At 57.6% G+C, this 16,246-nt stretch carries 13 protein-coding genes; 6 read left to right on the top strand and 7 right to left on the bottom strand.

Going from position 1 to position 16,246, the window contains the following annotated elements; all coding sequences use genetic code 11:
* Positions 1-42 precede the first annotated feature (42 nt).
* A complete protein-coding gene (locus PSR62_RS10815; RefSeq protein WP_047814107.1) occupies positions 43-318 on the bottom strand; it encodes a ferredoxin family protein in 276 nt (91 codons plus the stop codon).
* Between the two features lie 179 nt (positions 319-497).
* On the opposite strand from PSR62_RS10815, the gene PSR62_RS10810 reads away from it, so the two are divergent.
* The 5 genes from PSR62_RS10810 to PSR62_RS10790 all read left to right on the top strand — a co-directional run bounded on the left by PSR62_RS10810 (position 498) and on the right by PSR62_RS10790 (position 6,239).
* Complete coding sequence (locus PSR62_RS10810; protein WP_274407756.1) at positions 498-1,901, top strand: class I SAM-dependent rRNA methyltransferase; 1,404 nt, start codon at positions 498-500, stop codon at positions 1,899-1,901.
* A 196-nt stretch (positions 1,902-2,097) separates the two neighbouring features.
* Positions 2,098-2,760: an FHA domain-containing protein gene (locus PSR62_RS10805; RefSeq protein ID WP_274407755.1), complete on the top strand. Its 663-nt coding sequence runs from the start codon at positions 2,098-2,100 to the stop codon at positions 2,758-2,760.
* A 66-nt stretch (positions 2,761-2,826) separates the two neighbouring features.
* Positions 2,827-4,599, top strand: a complete 1,773-nt coding sequence (locus PSR62_RS10800; RefSeq protein WP_274407754.1) for a hypothetical protein — start codon at positions 2,827-2,829, stop codon at positions 4,597-4,599.
* Positions 4,600-4,706: 107 nt separating this feature from the next.
* On the top strand, positions 4,707-4,859 hold the full coding sequence (gene ykgO, locus PSR62_RS10795) for a type B 50S ribosomal protein L36 (protein WP_007327677.1): 153 nt from the start codon (positions 4,707-4,709) through the stop codon (positions 4,857-4,859).
* A 51-nt stretch (positions 4,860-4,910) separates the two neighbouring features.
* Positions 4,911-6,239: a GNAT family N-acetyltransferase gene (locus PSR62_RS10790; RefSeq protein ID WP_443217390.1), complete on the top strand. Its 1,329-nt coding sequence runs from the start codon at positions 4,911-4,913 to the stop codon at positions 6,237-6,239.
* 68 nt (positions 6,240-6,307) lie between these two features.
* Here PSR62_RS10790 and PSR62_RS10785 read toward each other — a convergent pair whose 3' ends face one another.
* Positions 6,308-6,802 (bottom strand): fasciclin domain-containing protein, encoded by a 495-nt coding sequence (locus PSR62_RS10785; RefSeq protein ID WP_274407752.1) that lies wholly within the window; start codon positions 6,800-6,802, stop codon positions 6,308-6,310.
* 342 nt (positions 6,803-7,144) lie between these two features.
* Between PSR62_RS10785 and PSR62_RS10780 the strand changes: the two genes are divergently transcribed.
* Positions 7,145-8,032, top strand: coding sequence for a hypothetical protein (locus tag PSR62_RS10780; RefSeq protein WP_274407751.1), 888 nt, complete (start codon positions 7,145-7,147; stop codon positions 8,030-8,032).
* Positions 8,033-8,630: 598 nt separating this feature from the next.
* Here the strand turns inward: PSR62_RS10780 and PSR62_RS10775 are convergent.
* The 5 genes from PSR62_RS10775 to PSR62_RS10755 all read right to left on the bottom strand — a co-directional run bounded on the left by PSR62_RS10775 (position 8,631) and on the right by PSR62_RS10755 (position 16,088).
* Positions 8,631-10,052: a DUF1552 domain-containing protein gene (locus PSR62_RS10775; RefSeq protein ID WP_274407750.1), complete on the bottom strand. Its 1,422-nt coding sequence runs from the start codon at positions 10,050-10,052 to the stop codon at positions 8,631-8,633.
* 83 nt (positions 10,053-10,135) lie between these two features.
* A complete protein-coding gene (locus tag PSR62_RS10770) occupies positions 10,136-12,772 on the bottom strand; it encodes a DUF1592 domain-containing protein (RefSeq protein WP_274407749.1) in 2,637 nt (878 codons plus the stop codon).
* Positions 12,773-13,120: 348 nt separating this feature from the next.
* The gene (gene acpS / locus PSR62_RS10765) at positions 13,121-13,498 is read right to left on the bottom strand and encodes a holo-ACP synthase (protein ID WP_274407748.1); all 378 of its coding nucleotides are present in this window, start codon (positions 13,496-13,498) and stop codon (positions 13,121-13,123) included.
* A gap of 2 nt (positions 13,499-13,500) precedes the next feature.
* Positions 13,501-14,463, bottom strand: a complete 963-nt coding sequence (trpS, locus tag PSR62_RS10760; RefSeq protein ID WP_274407747.1) for a tryptophan--tRNA ligase — start codon at positions 14,461-14,463, stop codon at positions 13,501-13,503.
* A gap of 242 nt (positions 14,464-14,705) precedes the next feature.
* Complete coding sequence (locus tag PSR62_RS10755) at positions 14,706-16,088, bottom strand: hypothetical protein (protein ID WP_274407746.1); 1,383 nt, start codon at positions 16,086-16,088, stop codon at positions 14,706-14,708.
* Between the last annotated feature and the right edge of the window lie 158 nt (positions 16,089-16,246).

Below are 16,246 nucleotides of genomic sequence, written 5' to 3'. Positions count from 1 at the left end.
CAACCACAGAATGTCAGCTCGGATCGCTGTGCCATCGGCCGATCAGTTGTCAGCGAGAGGTTCTTTTTTCTCGGTGATCACTTCGGTCTTTTCCGACATTTCGGCGTTCAATTCGATGTAACTATTCCATTCTTCCGGCAGATTGTCTTCATGGAAAATCGCTTCCACGGGACATTCCGGCACACAGGCTTCGCAGTCGATGCACTCTTCCGGGTGGATATACAACATCTGTTCGCCTTCGTAGAAACACTCCACAGGGCAAACGACGACGCAATCGGTGTACTTGCATCCCGAGCAGGGTTCAGCAACGACGTGCATGGTCTAACCTTCCAGTTTGATTGAGAAATGGAACGACCTAACCAGATCGTTCTCGCACTATATCGGTTCAAGCAAGGCCGTAACTTCGATCAAAACAAACCTGCTCTGATCGACTATCCTCGCAGTTCCCCTATTTTGCCACTTCCGCCGTCTCCGGCAAACCCGCCTCCATCGACAATTTGGTCACTTTCAACCTGATGCAAGCTTCTTCCACCCGTTGGCAAATTCGCACTCGCCCCAATCGCCACTACCCTTTTCTCTCGCGGCACCCTTGGGTCATGGCCAACGCACTGGCGCACAACACGCTTCGCGAAGTGCCCTCCGCAGGCAATTTCAGTGAAATCGCCCCGCTGCCCGTGGATTCTTTGTCCGAGGAATCTTTGCCTGTGGAGCCCGACTCCGTTTCGGACGCCCCCCCGGAAGAGGTTGCGGAATCCGTGCCGGGTGACCGCCAACGACGGCTTCCCGGCTGCGGCGACGTGATCGATTTACTCGATCACGACGGCAACTGGGTCGCTCGCGGCTTGATCAATCCAGGCAGTCGGCTTCGGATTCGGCTGTATGCCTTTTCATCGGAAGAACAAATCGACGACGCATTGTGGGCGGAACGAATCGAACAAGCGGTCGCACGTCGACGCTTGGCCGGCTCCCCCAACCCACAGGGCGGCGAGCGTTTGATTTTCAGTGAATCCGACCGGATGAGTGGCCTGATCGTCGATCGTTACGCGGATTGTTTGAGCGTGCAAATCACGGGCGGCGTCCTGATCCCTCGCGCCGCGATGCTGATCCGCGAAGTCACCGCGGCCGCGGCCCGTCATCAGACGCCGTGCCAAAGGATCTTGGTTCGCATGGACGACACCACCGTCAAACACGAAGGCGTCTCCGCCGAAACTTTGGCGGAACTGCAATCGCTGACGACGCTGGACAGTCAAGCCGATCCGACCGTTTGGTACCAACACAACGGGCTGGAGATGGCCATCGATTTGCAGGACGGCCAGAAGACCGGCGGCTACCTCGATCAACAACTCAACCATGCCGCCGCGGCGAGTTACATGGCCGACCGCCGAGTGCTGGATGTGTGCACCTACACCGGCGGCTTTGCACTGGCGGCCGCCCGCGCCGGCGCCCAACAAGTCGTTGCACTCGACAGCAGCGAACGGGCACTCGAGATCGCCAAGCGGAATGCTGAACGCAACCAGCTCGGCAACATTCAATTCGATCAAGGCGATTGCTTTGACGACTTGAAAGAACGCCGCGAACGGGGTGAGAAGTTTGACGCGATCATCCTGGACCCCCCGAGATTCGCTGGCTCTCGCAATCAAACCAACGCGGCATTGCGAGCCTACACGCGGCTGAACGCGTCGGCGGTTGACCTGCTGCCCCCGGGCGGGATTTTGGTGACCTGCAGCTGCTCAGGTCGGGTGTCTCGAGCCGACTTTTTGAACATGCTGGTGGATGTGGGACGCAAGCGTGGACGTGACCTCGTGGTTCTCGAAAGTCGCGGTCCTTCCCCCGATCACGTCTTCGCTGTCTCGTGCCCCGAGAGTGATTACCTGAAGTGCATCATTGTTCAGGTGATGTGATACGATTGCGAATTCGCAATCTTTCCTGGAGGAAAGTTGCGGTTTTTTGCTGCGGGGTAGGATCGCGGTTCACGCATTTGAACTATAACGGACGTGTACTTGTGACGGCTTGGAAGTCAGCTTTTCTACTCTGCGTTTGGCTTGTTTTTCTTCAACGCCCATCAATCGTAAGCATCACTCCAGATCGAGGCCCGCGGTGTCCAGCGTAACGATCAAAGTCCTACACGGTGCCGACCGTGGAAAGGTCTTCGAGGGGATCGAGCCTCCCCTGACCATTGGACGCGAGGAGGGCAACGACATCCAGCTCAATGACGAGCGGGTCAGTCGCTGTCACCTCAAGATTCAAAGGGATAACGAACGGTTGGTGTTGACCGATTTGGATAGTACCAACGGTACCAAGGTCAACGGAACGGAATGCCAACTGAAGATTCTGCGGCACGGGGATCTGGTTGCGGTCGGGCGCAGTCTGCTGCTGCTGGGATCCGAAGAGCAGATCGCGGCACGACTGCAGGCCATCGGAGGAGGCAGCAAGGGTGCGATCCAGCGAGACGTGAAGTCGTCCGACGAGTCGATGGCAGTCGATCTTCGCCAGGACCCAAAGTCACCACTTCCGGTCGATGCGTTGCATGTGGAAGATCTGCCAGCAATTCCGGACGATTTGACCCCTGGCCAAAAAGCCCAGCTCTGTGAGATTTTGGATTACCTACAATCACGACTGGAAAGATTGATCGAATCGGCGACCACGCAGGAAGAATCGGAACAAGTTCTGCTGCAACAAGCCGCCTGGCAACGCCTGCTCGACGTCCAATCGCGACTGGCAACCCTCAACCGAAAAATCACCGATCCACAGTGGCCCTGAGCATCCAGTTCTCTCGGGCCGACAGTCGGAATCGCTTCCGAGTCATCGACCCACGAAAGAACACCGTTGAGCTCCTCCCAATCCAACCTCGCCCCGTCTGCTCCAACCGCCACATCGTTGACCGCGAACTCACGGCAGACGGAAGCCGAACCAACAGAAGCCCGAGAACCACTCGTGAGTGAATACCGCGAACTTCGGGCTCCCACGCAATCGCTGGGAACCCTGATCGATCCGCCTCTGTGCGATGCGGAATTGCTGTTGAAAAACAACCTCGCGACGGCCCAAGCTGAAATGCCAGCCGGAGCCTTTTGGGCGGACTTGCGAAACGAGGCGCGAGAGCAACTGGTCAACGACGCTCGTCGCTACACGTCGTCTTACCGCGATGTCGCGTCCTTCTGTGCCGATCAACCCAACCACACGGGCGAGAACAATTCCCGCCCCATCGTGATGGCCGGGCACCAACCCACCCTGTTTCATCCAGGGGTGTGGTTCAAGAACCACACACTGCAGAAAATCGCGAACGACTGCTGTGCGCTTCCGATCAACCTGGTGATCGACAACGACGTCGCCACCACGCGATCGATTCGTGTGCCACAGTTGCAACCGCTGGCAAACCTTGCCGGCGATGATTCCCACCAGCAGCGGCAGGGCTCTTGGCAGTCCATTCCCTACGATGCAGGTGGCGAGACCCTGCCGTTCGAACAAGCCCAAATTCGCGATACCGAACGATTCAACCATTTCGACGCAGGCGTTCGTCGGTTGATCGCTCCACTGGTGAAAAATCCCTGCGTCACGGAACTGTGGAAACACGCTCGTGAAGCGATCGCCCGTTGCGGCATCGCTGGCTGTGCGTTGGCCCAAGCCCGTCACGCGCTCGAAGCGGAGATGAACTGGCAGACCCTGGAGATCCCCCTCGGTGTCGCCGTTCGCGGCCGACCTTTCGCTCGATTTGTGATGGAAATCATCGACCAAATTGAACGCTTCCGAACGGTCTACAACGACTCCGCCGATCACTACCGAGCCTGGCACGGGATCCGCAGCTCAGCTCATCCTGTCCCCAATCTCGGGCTCCAAGATGGATGGTTCGAAATGCCGCTGTGGGTTTACGGCAACAGCCAACCACAACGCCGCGGCATCTGGGTGCGGCGAGAAGGCGACCAATGGCGGATCAGCGACGCTCCGTCTGGTCCCTCGCAATCAGGGCTTGGTGGAGGAGCGGTCTCCCTGACCGTCTCAGCAAACGACCGCGATTTGGCGGCGACTCAATTGATGGAAGCCGCCTCGCCAGAATTCAAACTTCGGCCACGCGCGTTGATGACGACCATGTTCGCCAGACTGGTTCTCAGCGACCTGTTCCTGCACGGAATCGGCGGAGGCAAATACGATCAACTGGCCGACCGAATCATGGCTCAATTTTTCGAGGTCACCCCGCCAGGGCTGCAAGTCGTCTCTGGAACGATTCGTTTACCGGGCCAAGAAATCGATGAATCCCGTGAAGGACGTCGCCGCGACCTTCAACGAAAAGAACGAGAACTTCAATTCCAAGGCGAAAAATGGCTGAATGATGCCAACTCCGCGCAGCGAGATCTCCAAGCACGAAAGCTGGAACTGCTCGAGAAGATGCCCACGTCGGGCAGCCGCCGCACTTGGCACCATGAGATTTCACGCTTGAATTCGCTGATTGCGATGCAACTCACCGACCAGCGGCGTGAAACTCAGCAACAGCTCGCTCACTTGGAGCGGGAAGCGGCAACGGAAAAGATTCTCTGCAGCCGCGAACTTTCGTTTTGCCTGTTTCCCTTGGAATTCCTTCAAGAATCCTTTGCCAAAATGGCATGAGCGTGACGATTGGAGTTGTCGAGCGCTAATTTTACGCTATTCTCTGCCGTTTGCCGACGAACAAAGTTGGTTTTTGGCATCAACATTTAACCCGCGAGTAGCATCGGATGAAGGTCGTTAGTAGCATTGGGGCGTTGAAGTACCGCCACCCAGATTGCCAGGTTGTCAAACGCCGAGGCCGTATTTACGTGATTTGCAAAAGCAATCCAAAGTTCAAGGTCCGTCAGGGCGGTGCGAAGAGCAAAAAAGCCCGGCGCTAGATCAATCCGTTTCGTCGAAGACAGGGTGATCTAATTTGGGGTCCCCTTTCGATGAGACCGGCATTGTCACCCCCTGCATCTCCCATGACTCCCCCGCCATCAACGCCCAGTGATTCACTGGCAAACGGTCCGGGTGAGCGATCAAATGGTGATTCTGCCCCCGCCTCCCGCCACCAGTTGGTGGCGCAGAACTCGAATCGCGGACAGGATGGAGCTTCGGCCATCCCGCCCAGGGCGAGCGATCCAGACGTGCATCAAATCGACGTCTGTGCATTCTCAGAACTGGCCCCCCACGACCTCGAACGCTGGGAACAGATTCGAGCACTGACCGAAGATTTCAGGCCGCCCTTTTTCGCAGCTCGGTTTGCGGCCGCGGTTCACGCCGTCCGAAAAGACGTGCTCACCGCCATCCTGCGAGCCAAAGACGGCACGCCGCTGGGGTTCTTTCCCTTCCACCGCGTGGGCGGCGTCGGTGTGCCTGCCGGGCGTTTTCTCAACGACGCACAGAACGTCATCGCGGTTCCCGGCCTCGACGTCGACTGGACCGAACTGGCCCGCGCAGCCAAGGTTCGAGCCTTCAACCTGCACGCCATCGTCGGATGCGATCCCAACTGGGTCACACGGTATCACCTGCAGTCCGTCAAAGCGTTTCGTGCAGACCTCGGCAATGATTCCGGGGACTACCTCCAGCGCCTTGAGCATGAACATCGAACGATCGGAAAACAGGGCCAAAAGACCCGTAAGCTGGGACGAGAAATAGGACCAGTTCGGCTGGAAATGGACTGTCGCTGCCCTGAGATCTTGAAGCAAACGATCACGTGGAAACGGGCACAGTACCAACGCACGCACATCTTGGATCTGTTTCTCCCGGACTGGACACGGGATTTGATCGAAACCCTGCACGCCAACGCCATGGAGCAACCTGGGCTGCAAGCCGATTCCCCTGCTCCACACCACGAGTTCTCAAACGACTCACTGCGTGGCATCTGCTCCGTGCTCTGGGCTGGCGATCAGCCAGTCGCCACCCACATCGGGATGATTGAACACGGGCGTCTGCACTATTGGTTCCCAGCCTATGACCCGGCGTACTCCCGCTACTCGCCCGGGACCGCCCTCTTCACCGAGATCATCCGGGCGGCAACGTCACACGGAATCCAGTGCGTCGATATGGGATACGGCGAACAACCGTATAAAAAGAAACAGACTGGCACGACGACACAGGTGGTCCACGGCACCATCACCGACTCCCGCTGGCACCGAATGGCATTTGCAGCAGAAGCCAGCATGGTCCAGGCTCTCAAACGGGTGCCGATGAAGGAAGCCGTCAAGCGTGCGATCCGAACGATCAACCCGTCGGCGGGGATCAAGAAACTAAAATAGCCCGCCGTTTCCGACGAGCTATTTTTGAGTTCAGGTGGCAGCCTAAGACTGCGACGATCGACTTTTGCCTACTTGCTGGGTGGCAGCAGAACCGTGTCGATCACGTGAATGATGCCGTTGCTGGTCATCACATCGGTCTTCACGACCTTCACCTTGTCATTCAGGAACACGGTTCCGTCTTTCACTTCGATGCTGACTTCGCCGCCCAAGGTCTTCGCCGAATCCAGGGTGACAACCGTCTTGGCGGGCACTTTGCCGGCAACGACGTGGTACTTCAAGATCGCGACCAACTGATCCTTGTTCTCAGGCTTCAGAAGACTTTGCAGGGTGCCTTCCGGCAGCTTCTCAAACGCCTCATCCGTTGGTGCGAAGACAGTGAACGGGCCTTCACCGCTGAGGGTTTCCACCAAACCGCCTGCCTTGACGGCGGCCACCAAGGTGTTGAACTTTGCCGCCACTGCGGTCTCGACAATGTTCTTTTTCGCGGCTTCGTTGTGGTGATCCGCTTGGACGGTGGCGGGCAGAACGAACATTGCCACTGCAGCCAAAATGATTTTCTTCATCGTTGATTCCATGAGTCTGAAACGTGTGGAGGTTAACTCGAGCTTCAAAGAGGCTGTCCTGCAGCGGCCGCTACCGGACTGCCTCACTCGATCGGCTGATTCGCGGATCGCTGGACTGTACAACCCAGACAAGCGGAACCCCCAAAAAAACTCCTCACCAACGCCTTCGGGCAGCCAAGGTAACTTTGAAACCAAATTGCAATTGCCGCGAAACCTCGATGGAAACGAAGGGTTAGAACTGATGAAACAACTTTGGTTTCAGTTTGTACGCCTCGGCAATTTCGCCACCGCGTCAATTGAATGCCCTCTCCTCATCTGACCATTTCGAAGGGTTGTCTAAAAATGAGCCGTTTGTCCCGAGTCCAATTCGCTCCCAATCTGCGTTTGTTTGCCATGCTGACGATGGTTGCTGGCCTGACGCTTCAGTCAATCTCCATCGCGAACGCCCAAGGTCGTGGTGGCCGTGGCGGATTCCAAGGAGGCGGTGGTCCAGGCGGTGGCGGCGCCATGATGGGCGGCCGCGGCGGTGGCGGTGGCTCCCTCCTCGGTTTGCTCCGTGCCGAAAAAGTTCGCGAAGAACTTGCCATCGACGAACCACAAGCCGAAGCCCTCAAGAAGCTAGAAGAACAAGCCCGTGAGCAAGCCCGCCCTGACTTCGACTTCCGCAACGCGTCGGAAGAAGAACGCAGCAAGTTCTTTGAAAAGATGCAGGCTCAACGTGAAGAGCAAGCCAAAGAAACCCGGATGCAACTAGAAACCGTCCTGACGCTGGAGCAAATGGAACGCCTGGATGAAATCGGTATCCAAGCTCAAGGCCTGATGGCACTGTCATCGCCCGAAGTTCAAACCGAATTGACCATGACGGAAGACCAAAAGAAGAAGCTCACCGAAATCCGTTCGGGCATGGAAACCAAAATGCGGGAAGAAATGCGTGAGATCATGCAGAGCCGCGATCGCGAAAAAATGCAGACCGCCATGGAATCGATGCGTGAGAACATGGAAAAAGAAGTGATGGCCGTTCTGACCTCCGAACAAAAAACGAAGTTCGAAGAAATGAAGGGCAAACCATTCGATCTGGAAGCCCTGCGTGGTGGCGGACGCGGTGGACCTGGCGGTGAACGCGGTGCCGGTGCTCGTGGCGGCCGCGGCGGAGAAGGTGGCGGCGAACGCGGTGAGCGTGGCGGCCGAGGTGGACGTGGCGGCCGCGGTGGTGATCGCGGTGGCGAGTGAGCCAGCCGTTCAGCTGCTCACTCAGTGGCCCATCATCCTGCTCACGACTGAATGGTGAGCGTTGACGTTGCTCGAAAACAAACGACTCAAGCCGCATGCGTTTTGCATGCGGCTTGTTTCGTATCCTGACCAACTCCCGTCCGACGAAGCAGGCACGCAGGTGCCTGCGGGTATGTGAGCCGCCTGACGCTCGCCATGGTTTCCACGAACATCCGGGGCGACCGCTGGGCTGTCAAAAGGTTGGTATTGAAACCGCTTTGGACTGCGCAGGTTTTGTTCCTCGACTTCGCCCCAACGGGGCAGCCCTATGCCAGCCCAGGGCAACGCCCTGGGTTGTGGCGGGACCAAGATTACAAAGCCCCAACGGGGGCGGTCCTAGCGGGTTTTGGGGAGTCTTTCTTAGGGCCGCCCCGTTGGGGCTGGTGTCGGAATCTCCGTAACGAAACCCCAGGCGATGCCTGGGGCTATCTTAGAGCTGCCCCGTTGGGGCGTAGGACAGAATAAAAATCAACGTCGCATTTTCCGTGTCAATACCAACCTTTTGACAGCCCAGCCTAACGCCCGAACGGCTCACGGGATTGATCCCACACATTCCTGCTCAAGCCCGGATGGAGTCAATCTGGCGTGCATCTCGCTTCTTGGGACCGAGTCGATCCTGGGTACCGAAGGCATTCAGCATGGTGTTGTAAACGTCGATTCCCTCGGCCCCGACATCCATGATTTGACCGGTTTTGAATCGACCATTGGCACCGGTGATGCAGTGGAAGACGCCAGACAGCTCTCGCTTCACATCATTGTGACGCCCATCACCTGACTCCGTCGAAATCGTGATCAGTGAATTTTCCAGGATGGTGCGACCGTTTGGTTCTCGGCAATCCTCCCTGTCCAAAGCGCTCAGGAAGTAAGCGACCTCCCGCATCTTCATATGAGCGTGGGCACGGAGCGCCTCGTTTTGTTTCTTCTCATTGAACTTGTGCCACCATTCGTGGCTGCAACCTCGGTCACCGCTGGCGTTCTGCTGCCCAGCGTCGTCAAATTCCCACCGTTTTTCACCGTCGTACTCATAATCGCCGGTGAGCCGAATGCGTTCGCCAGCGGCGAGGAATGTCAGGGCTCCGAAGCGAACGCGATCCATTTGCACGGCCAACGCATAAACGTCGGACAGCAGCCGCCATTCGGAGGACAGCTCCTCCAGCGTGATATCGATGCCCTGCCCGCCAGGATCAGCAGGCCCGCCGTGTGGAATGGCCGAACGCGGTGGCACCTGCAGACCATTCTCTTGCTGGTGCTGCATCGCAAAAGCTCGCTGCTCAAACTCGCGGATCCGGTCCAAGTGGTCCGCCACACGTGATCGAGAGGAGACTCCCAGCGGCGAGTTCGCACCCGTGTAATGTCGATAGTCTTCGACGACGGTGTCCAGCACACTTCGCTTCAATCTCTCACTTCGATCACTACCGCCCACGGCGACGCCACCGAACACTCGATCAAACAATTCGCGAGGCTTTTCCTGGATCGTCGCGGCGACAGTGCCGTCCATGTTGTAACTGTGCACATAGCGTCCGACGCGAGACCTGCGAAAGAAGGTTCCTCCGACCAAGGTTGGCACCATTCCCTTTGGCAACCCATCGGGATAGTGCGTACGACGGATCACTTGGTCAATCGATGGACCTCCCGACTTCGCTTCGCCGTCCGGCGGTTCAGCGGTGAACGCGGCAGTGGCACCGTCGTAGTGAGCGTTGATGCCTTTCTCATCACAGCGGACTTGGTCGACACCGCGCATGATGAGTAACTTTTTGCTGAGCGGCTGCAGCGGTTCGAGAACGCCTTGAAAACCTTCCATTTGCAGGGGCGCCGGGATACCGAGACCGAAGAACACGTTGAAGGCACGAACTGGAGCCTCTGGCGTTGGCGTCGCCGCCATGGCAGTCGAGGCCAGCATCTCTTCCAACAGAGGCAATCCGACCGTCGCCGCCCCAACGCTACGAAGCATCGTGCGGCGATGAATGAGCTTGTTCTTCATGACGGTTCCGATTGAAAACGAGGGAACGAGGTGGGGCGGAGATTCCCTGGTCACAGCTGTTTGTGACCGGGGTGCCAGTTGCGTCATGGCTCGTCTGGCGATCGAGCTTCCTGAACCAGATCACTCATCACCACAGCCGTGATCAAATCGGTGTAACGCCCGCCAGCGGTGGAGGCAGCCTGATGAATCCGCTGAACTTCAGTTGCGTCTCGGGCTCCCAATGGCCGCCCCAGAGCGAACTGCGTCACCTTCCAAGTCAGCGTCTGGCGAACACGGTCGCTGCTCGACAAGAGTTTCATCAACTCCGCCGGAGTCTCGTATTTTTGCGGCTTGGCCTGGCCGGGGATTACCAGTTGCCCATCCGAACGCAGAGCGTTGCCAAATTCGTCATGGCGATGAAATGCCCCCAGGCCATCAAACGGTTCCAAGCCAAATGCCAGGGGCTCGAACTTGATGTGGCAGCCTCCGCACGACTCGCTGCGAATGCGATCTTCCGCCACATCGCGGTGAGTCACGCCAGGCTTGGGAGGAACTGGCGTCGTATCGACACCCGGCGGGGGAGCCCCCATCACGCCTCGGAGCAAGTCTCTCATCACAAACAGGCCGCGCGTGACCATTGATGCGTCATCGCCACCGATCGTCAGCACACTGCCTTGCGTCAGCAATCCACCGCGAGCAGGCTGATCCGAGAGATCGTAGCGACGCAGGCCATCGCCCTGAGGCTTCAACCCATAGTGCTTTGCCAATCGAGGCGTGGCGTAGGTGAACTGAGCGTCGAACAGTTCGTTCAGCGGCCGCCCCTGCTTCCAGACAACCTCTTCAAAATACGCCAGTGTTTCGTCTCGCATGTCGCGGCCCAACTCAGCCGTCCACTGAGGGTACCGCTTCTGGTTGGGCTGCAAATGAGCGAGCCGATTGAGGTTCAACCAGTCCGTCGCAAACTGCTTGGACCGCTCGACCGCTCGGCGGTCCTGCAACATCCTCTCAACTTCCTTGCGGCAGCGTCCTTCGTCTGCCAGCCGACCTTCGCGAGCAGCTTTCAGCAGTTCCGAATCTGGGGGCCCACCCCACAGGACGTAACTCATTCGCGAGGCCAATTCGAAATCGCTGACTCGTTGACTGCCGCCTCCGCTGGGCTGCTGTTCGATGCGGTAGATGAAACGTGGCGACTGCAGCATCGCTTCCAGCATCAACCCCACGCCTTGCTCGAAGCTGCCTCCCGCACTCGCCACAGCCGTCAGAACCCCGCTGTAATTGGACACCTCCCGCTCATCCAACGGGCCACGGAACAACCATTCCCCCGTCTTCGCGACCAGGTCTCGTGCAGTCGCATCCGTGTTCAGACTCTGCGATTTTGAAAAACGCTTTGAAAACTCCAGGATGTCCATTTGCTGAACGATCTTTTCCGCCAATTGCGAATAGGCTTCGATGTGCTTCAAATCGACATTCAAGTTGTAGGCCGTGTTGCTGAATCCATCAGCTCGCAAATCCGGAGGCAACATCTGCTTCGCTTCCTTCGAGATATCGACCCCGACCGCACTGCGAACCGTTTCGATGTATTCCGAAGTTGTCAGTCGCTGAACCCAACTGTCACTCGCACCGGGATTGGAGGCGTAGACGGCAGGATCAATCCTGTCGATCGACCAAACCGCTCCACCATCAATCCATTCCTTGACCGAAGCCCGCTCGGTGGCAGACACCCCCGGCCCCTGCGGCGGCATATCGCCTGATTCAATCTGGTCCCACAGCAAACTCGACTCAGCACTCCCGGGAATGATCACCCTCCCGCTCTCGCCACCGGCCAACGCGGCGAGTTTGTGCGACAGATCCAGATCGCCTTTTTTCAACGCCGAATCGTGGCATTCCAAACACTTGCGTGCTAGCAGTGGGGCGATCTTGGTCGCAAATGTCTGCTCAGCTCGAGCGATTGCCAGTCGCTGAGTTTCGTGTGGATCAACCCCGGCGATTGGGCCAGCGCGAAAATTCTGCGACACATCGGAACCGCTGAGCGCCCGTGAATAAATCGCAACGAGGTGAAGCTCACCCAGCCAAGGACGCCCCAAACTTCGCTCATTCACCAGGACCAGCGGGAAGTCGGAATCCCAATTGGCAAGCGTTCCGGACACCTTTTGGGAAGCGGTTTGCCTGCCGTCGACATAGAAACGAACGCTTCCGTCACTGGCACGAGTGAAAACGACATGGGTGAGCTTTGTCTCCGCCTTGCCCGTGCCGCTGTTCGTTTCAGGAAGCCCGTTGTCACTGGTTGCAGTCGTTCGCAAACGAACCTGGTAGTGATCCGCTTCCTGCCCGAGCGTGAGATTCCGCTGGACCGAATTGTTTGACAGCGAAACAATGCGAGCCGGCCCTTTCTGAGAGGTGTTGCGGGGTTTGATCCACGCTTCGACTGTCAAAGCGTTGGCACGCTTCGCCTGGCCAACCAACTTCCCAGCCGAGCCGATGGACTCGATTTTGGTCGCTGAACGCACCTCGAGAACACCTTCGCCCCAAGCCACCGCCGAAGCCTTTTCAATCTTCAAGTCCAACGGCTTTCCATTCCCGCTACGATCCTTGATCGTGTCGCCACGTTCCGCTTCAAAGGTATAGAACGCGGTCAGGCCATTGCTAACTCGAAACGCATCGGCCGCGTGCGATGGCGGTGGATGCATCAGCACAAACACCCCACACACCAACATCACGAAACTCGGTCGTCTCCACTGCATCGCGTTTGCTCATTTGCCATGGGTGCCTGAAACAATTCTCTGGAAGCAACTGAGACACCCAGGTGGATTGCACCCCCTACTGTACAGCGCCACCGAATGGCATGCAGATCGTGCCAATCCCACCCCTCATGGCCGTTGCCTCAATCCATTGTCTTGATCCACTGCCCCACGCAATCCGCTGGATCCCCACCGAACCACGGCATCCACGAGCAAACGAGGCAACTAAGCAGGTACGCAGGGATGATTGGGTTTCACCTTGTGAGCCGTTTGGGCGTTAGCCCCGGTTTTGCGTGGGAACCGTGGCTAACGCCAAACGGCTCACATACCCGTTGACACCTGCGTACCTGCTTAGTCGCAGAGCACGACATAAGCGATTGCCTGAGTGCGACATCCGCCCAAGCTCAAATGAATGGCATCAATCTCCGCTTCTTCCGCCAGCTCCGCTGCGATGCCATGCAGCGTGATCGCCGGTCCCTCACTGGGATGCGTGGCGATCTCAATCTCGGTCCAACTGACACCGCGGCGGTGACAACGCAGCGCCTTGAAGACGGCCTGCTTGGCTGCCCAGCGACGCGAAAAGTGCCCCGTCGCGTCAGGCCGTTGGGCACAGTGGTCAATTTCAGCAGCAGTGAAAACTCGCTCGAGAAATTGCTCCCCGTGCTGCTGAATCATTTGAGCGATGCGAGCGCACTGAACAATCTCCGTCCCGACTGCCACGATTGCCATGTCTAACGCAACCCACAATTGCGTCGAGCTCGTTCGACCACACTGGCAGCCACCTCACGAGCTCGCTTGGCACCTTCGGCCAAAACATCTCGCACGGTATCCAGGTCGGCTTCCAACTCTTCTCGTTTGGCTCGCGCCGGGGCGAAGTATTCCTCGCTGACTTCCGCCACAGCCTTTTTGATCTCGCCGTAGCCGAACCCGCCCGCACGATACTTCGCCGCCATCGCTTCGACTTCCGCTGGCGCGGCGAACAATTGATAGAGCTGAAACAGGTGGTCGTCCGTCGGGTCCTTGGGATCTTCCATCGGACGACTGTCGGTCACGATTCGCATGATTTGTTTGCGAATCTTCTTCACGTCACCAAACAACGGCAGAGTGTTGTTGTAGCTCTTGCTCATCTTTTGACCGTCGGTCCCCGGGACCTTCGCCCCGATGTCCAACGTCTTCGCCTTTGGCAACACAAACGTTTCACCAAACGCGTGATGGAACGAACCCGCCAAGTCCCGGCAGACTTCGATGTGCTGAACCTGATCGACACCAACTGGCACAATCTGCGAATCGTACGCGAGAATGTCAGCCGCCATCAAAACCGGATAAGTGAACAACCCAGCGTCAGCAGCAAGCCCCTTGGCTTTCTTTTCCTTGTAGGCGTGACAGCGTTCCAGCAACCCCATTGGTGTCCCCGTCATCAGCAACCAAGTCAGCTCGGTCACTTCGGGAATCTCTGACTGCACAAACAGATTGGCTTTCGCTGGATCCAACCCCAACGCAAGCAAATCCAACGCGGCGTTGAGCACGTTTTCACGAAGCACGTCCGGTTCACGAACGGTGGTCAACGCGTGCAAATCAGCAATGAAGTAAAAGCCCTCATTGGCCTCTTGCAAATCAATGTATTGGCGAATCGCACCAAAGTAGTTTCCCCAGTGGGGCCGACCAGTTGGCTGGATTCCCGAGAGCACTCGCATAAGTCAGTCAAACAAAGAAGAAAATTTGATCAAAGAAAGCAACGTGGAACCTCTCAACTTAACCGAATCCAGCCGTTTCGGGAGATCACCCCCCAACAAAGATTCCCCAGAGACACAAAATTCAAACTTGTTCGGTGACGTTTGTAACAGCCGTCGCTAAATGCACCTTCCCTCGGACCTCCAAGCGTCCCTTGGAAAACGGCCCGACTTGCCAGGTCCAGGATCACTCGGGGGCACTGTTTTCAGGGGACTCGTTTTTCAGAGGACTCGTTTTTCGACTCCGTGCCTGTTTCCAACAAAGCCTGCAGCGATTTCAGCATCTTCAAGCGGGGCGCAGGATCGTCCGTTGGAAAGCCCAGACCACGCGGGATGAATCCGATTTTGGGATGCAGGGAGTTCGGATTCAGGCCAATCTCATCCAGCGGCTTGTGCTTGAGAATCATGATCGCGGCGGCAGCCAGGTCACGGACCTCGGCACGGACCTGTTTCCCACCGATGAACTCCAATTCCGTCACCGCCCGATCGTCGTCGAGCATCGGACGAACGGCAGCAACACTGCTTTCATTGCCAAACCGACTGATCAACTGCAGCGACAGAACGGTCTCGTCCATGGATGCATCGGGGAGCCCCAGCACGCGTTCCGCCAAAGGCAACGTCCGGTCGAGGTTCTCCTGCATCGACAACCAAAACACCTCCGGCCAACTCGCTCGATCGCACCGCTGGATCCACCCCGCCAACACTGTGCGAAACGGCTCGGCAAGCTGTTCGTCTCGAAGCAACTCCGTCGTGACGCTCATCCGCAACATTCGCAGCAACGCTTCTTCGTGGATGTTGGACAATCTCAAGTCGTGATCGTTGAAACACAACAACATCGCAATCACGTCCGCTCCAGAAGGAAGCTGCGACTCCAGCAATTGACGGTGCTGGATCCTGGCGATCACCTTTTCCAGTGCCTGCATCCGCGCCTCGGTGCCAACGTCGAGCGACTGGACCAAGTCCTGATGCCGCAACATCATTTCGATGAACACCTCCCGCAGTCGCGGCCCATCGCCCAAGATTGCCTGGAAGACATCCCACCCTTCGAACGAACCTGGCTGGCCATCCAGGAAAGAATCGATTCGCCCGGCCACGGCACTGCTGACGATTCCCGAGGCCACATCTTCGGCTCGCAAACGAACCTCCAAATCGTCGTTTTCGACGGCGGCGTTTCGCAATGCCGGCAGAGCATCGTCGCCTAACTTCCTCAACCCGGCGGTGGCCTGTTCGCGAATGGCAAATTCAGGAGCGCCGAGCTGAGCGATCCACCCCGCGATTTCCGCTTGCCGAATCGACTCGTCGTCCACCTCCGGCTCTGCGGCCTTCGGATCCGCCGTGGGGCCCGCGGACTCCTCTTCGGCGAACTCCGCTTCAGCCGGCAAGGTTGCTTTGGGAAACGCCGCCTGAGCCCGAAACACTTGGGCGATCTTTTCGGGATCCAGCGGGGCTTTTCGAAATGACTTGGTCGACACCGAATCAGCGGCCGCGTCGTTTTGGACAGTGTTGGCGGGCGGAGTATTCGGGAGCGAGTCCTGGCCTTCGTCGGCTTGCCCCCATGCCCCCGCCGGCGACAGTATCCACGCAGCCACCAGTGTCGCAAAAAGGCGAATCCAATCGGTTGTAACAGGGGCTGAAAACAAAACGTTTGCCTAACGGGAAAGGTTTGCACAAAGAGGAAAGCGAACGAGCATCGGGTACCTCGAAGTGTACCAAGAACCTCGTTCAGACAGCAGCGATCCAAGATTTG

This window comes from Rhodopirellula sp. P2, from assembly GCF_028768465.1.
GTDB lineage: Bacteria > Planctomycetota > Planctomycetia > Pirellulales > Pirellulaceae > Rhodopirellula.
The sequence above is the reverse complement of the archived record's forward strand: the minus strand, read 5'-3'. Positions and strand labels throughout refer to the sequence as shown.

What these genes read in the sequence shown, in the direction of transcription:
- PSR62_RS10815 (WP_047814107.1), bottom strand. Translation starts at nt 318, where the DNA reads ATGCACGTCGTTGCTGAACCCTGCTCGGGATGCAAGTACACCGATTGC.
- ykgO (WP_007327677.1), top strand. Translation starts at nt 4,707, where the DNA reads ATGAAGGTCGTTAGTAGCATTGGGGCGTTGAAGTACCGCCACCCAGAT.
- PSR62_RS10790 (WP_443217390.1), top strand. Translation starts at nt 4,911, where the DNA reads ATGAGACCGGCATTGTCACCCCCTGCATCTCCCATGACTCCCCCGCCA.
- PSR62_RS10785 (WP_274407752.1), bottom strand. Translation starts at nt 6,802, where the DNA reads ATGAAGAAAATCATTTTGGCTGCAGTGGCAATGTTCGTTCTGCCCGCC.
- PSR62_RS10780 (WP_274407751.1), top strand. Translation starts at nt 7,145, where the DNA reads ATGAGCCGTTTGTCCCGAGTCCAATTCGCTCCCAATCTGCGTTTGTTT.
- PSR62_RS10775 (WP_274407750.1), bottom strand. Translation starts at nt 10,052, where the DNA reads ATGAAGAACAAGCTCATTCATCGCCGCACGATGCTTCGTAGCGTTGGG.
- PSR62_RS10770 (WP_274407749.1), bottom strand. Translation starts at nt 12,772, where the DNA reads ATGCAGTGGAGACGACCGAGTTTCGTGATGTTGGTGTGTGGGGTGTTT.
- acpS (WP_274407748.1), bottom strand. Translation starts at nt 13,498, where the DNA reads ATGGCAATCGTGGCAGTCGGGACGGAGATTGTTCAGTGCGCTCGCATC.
- trpS (WP_274407747.1), bottom strand. Translation starts at nt 14,463, where the DNA reads ATGCGAGTGCTCTCGGGAATCCAGCCAACTGGTCGGCCCCACTGGGGA.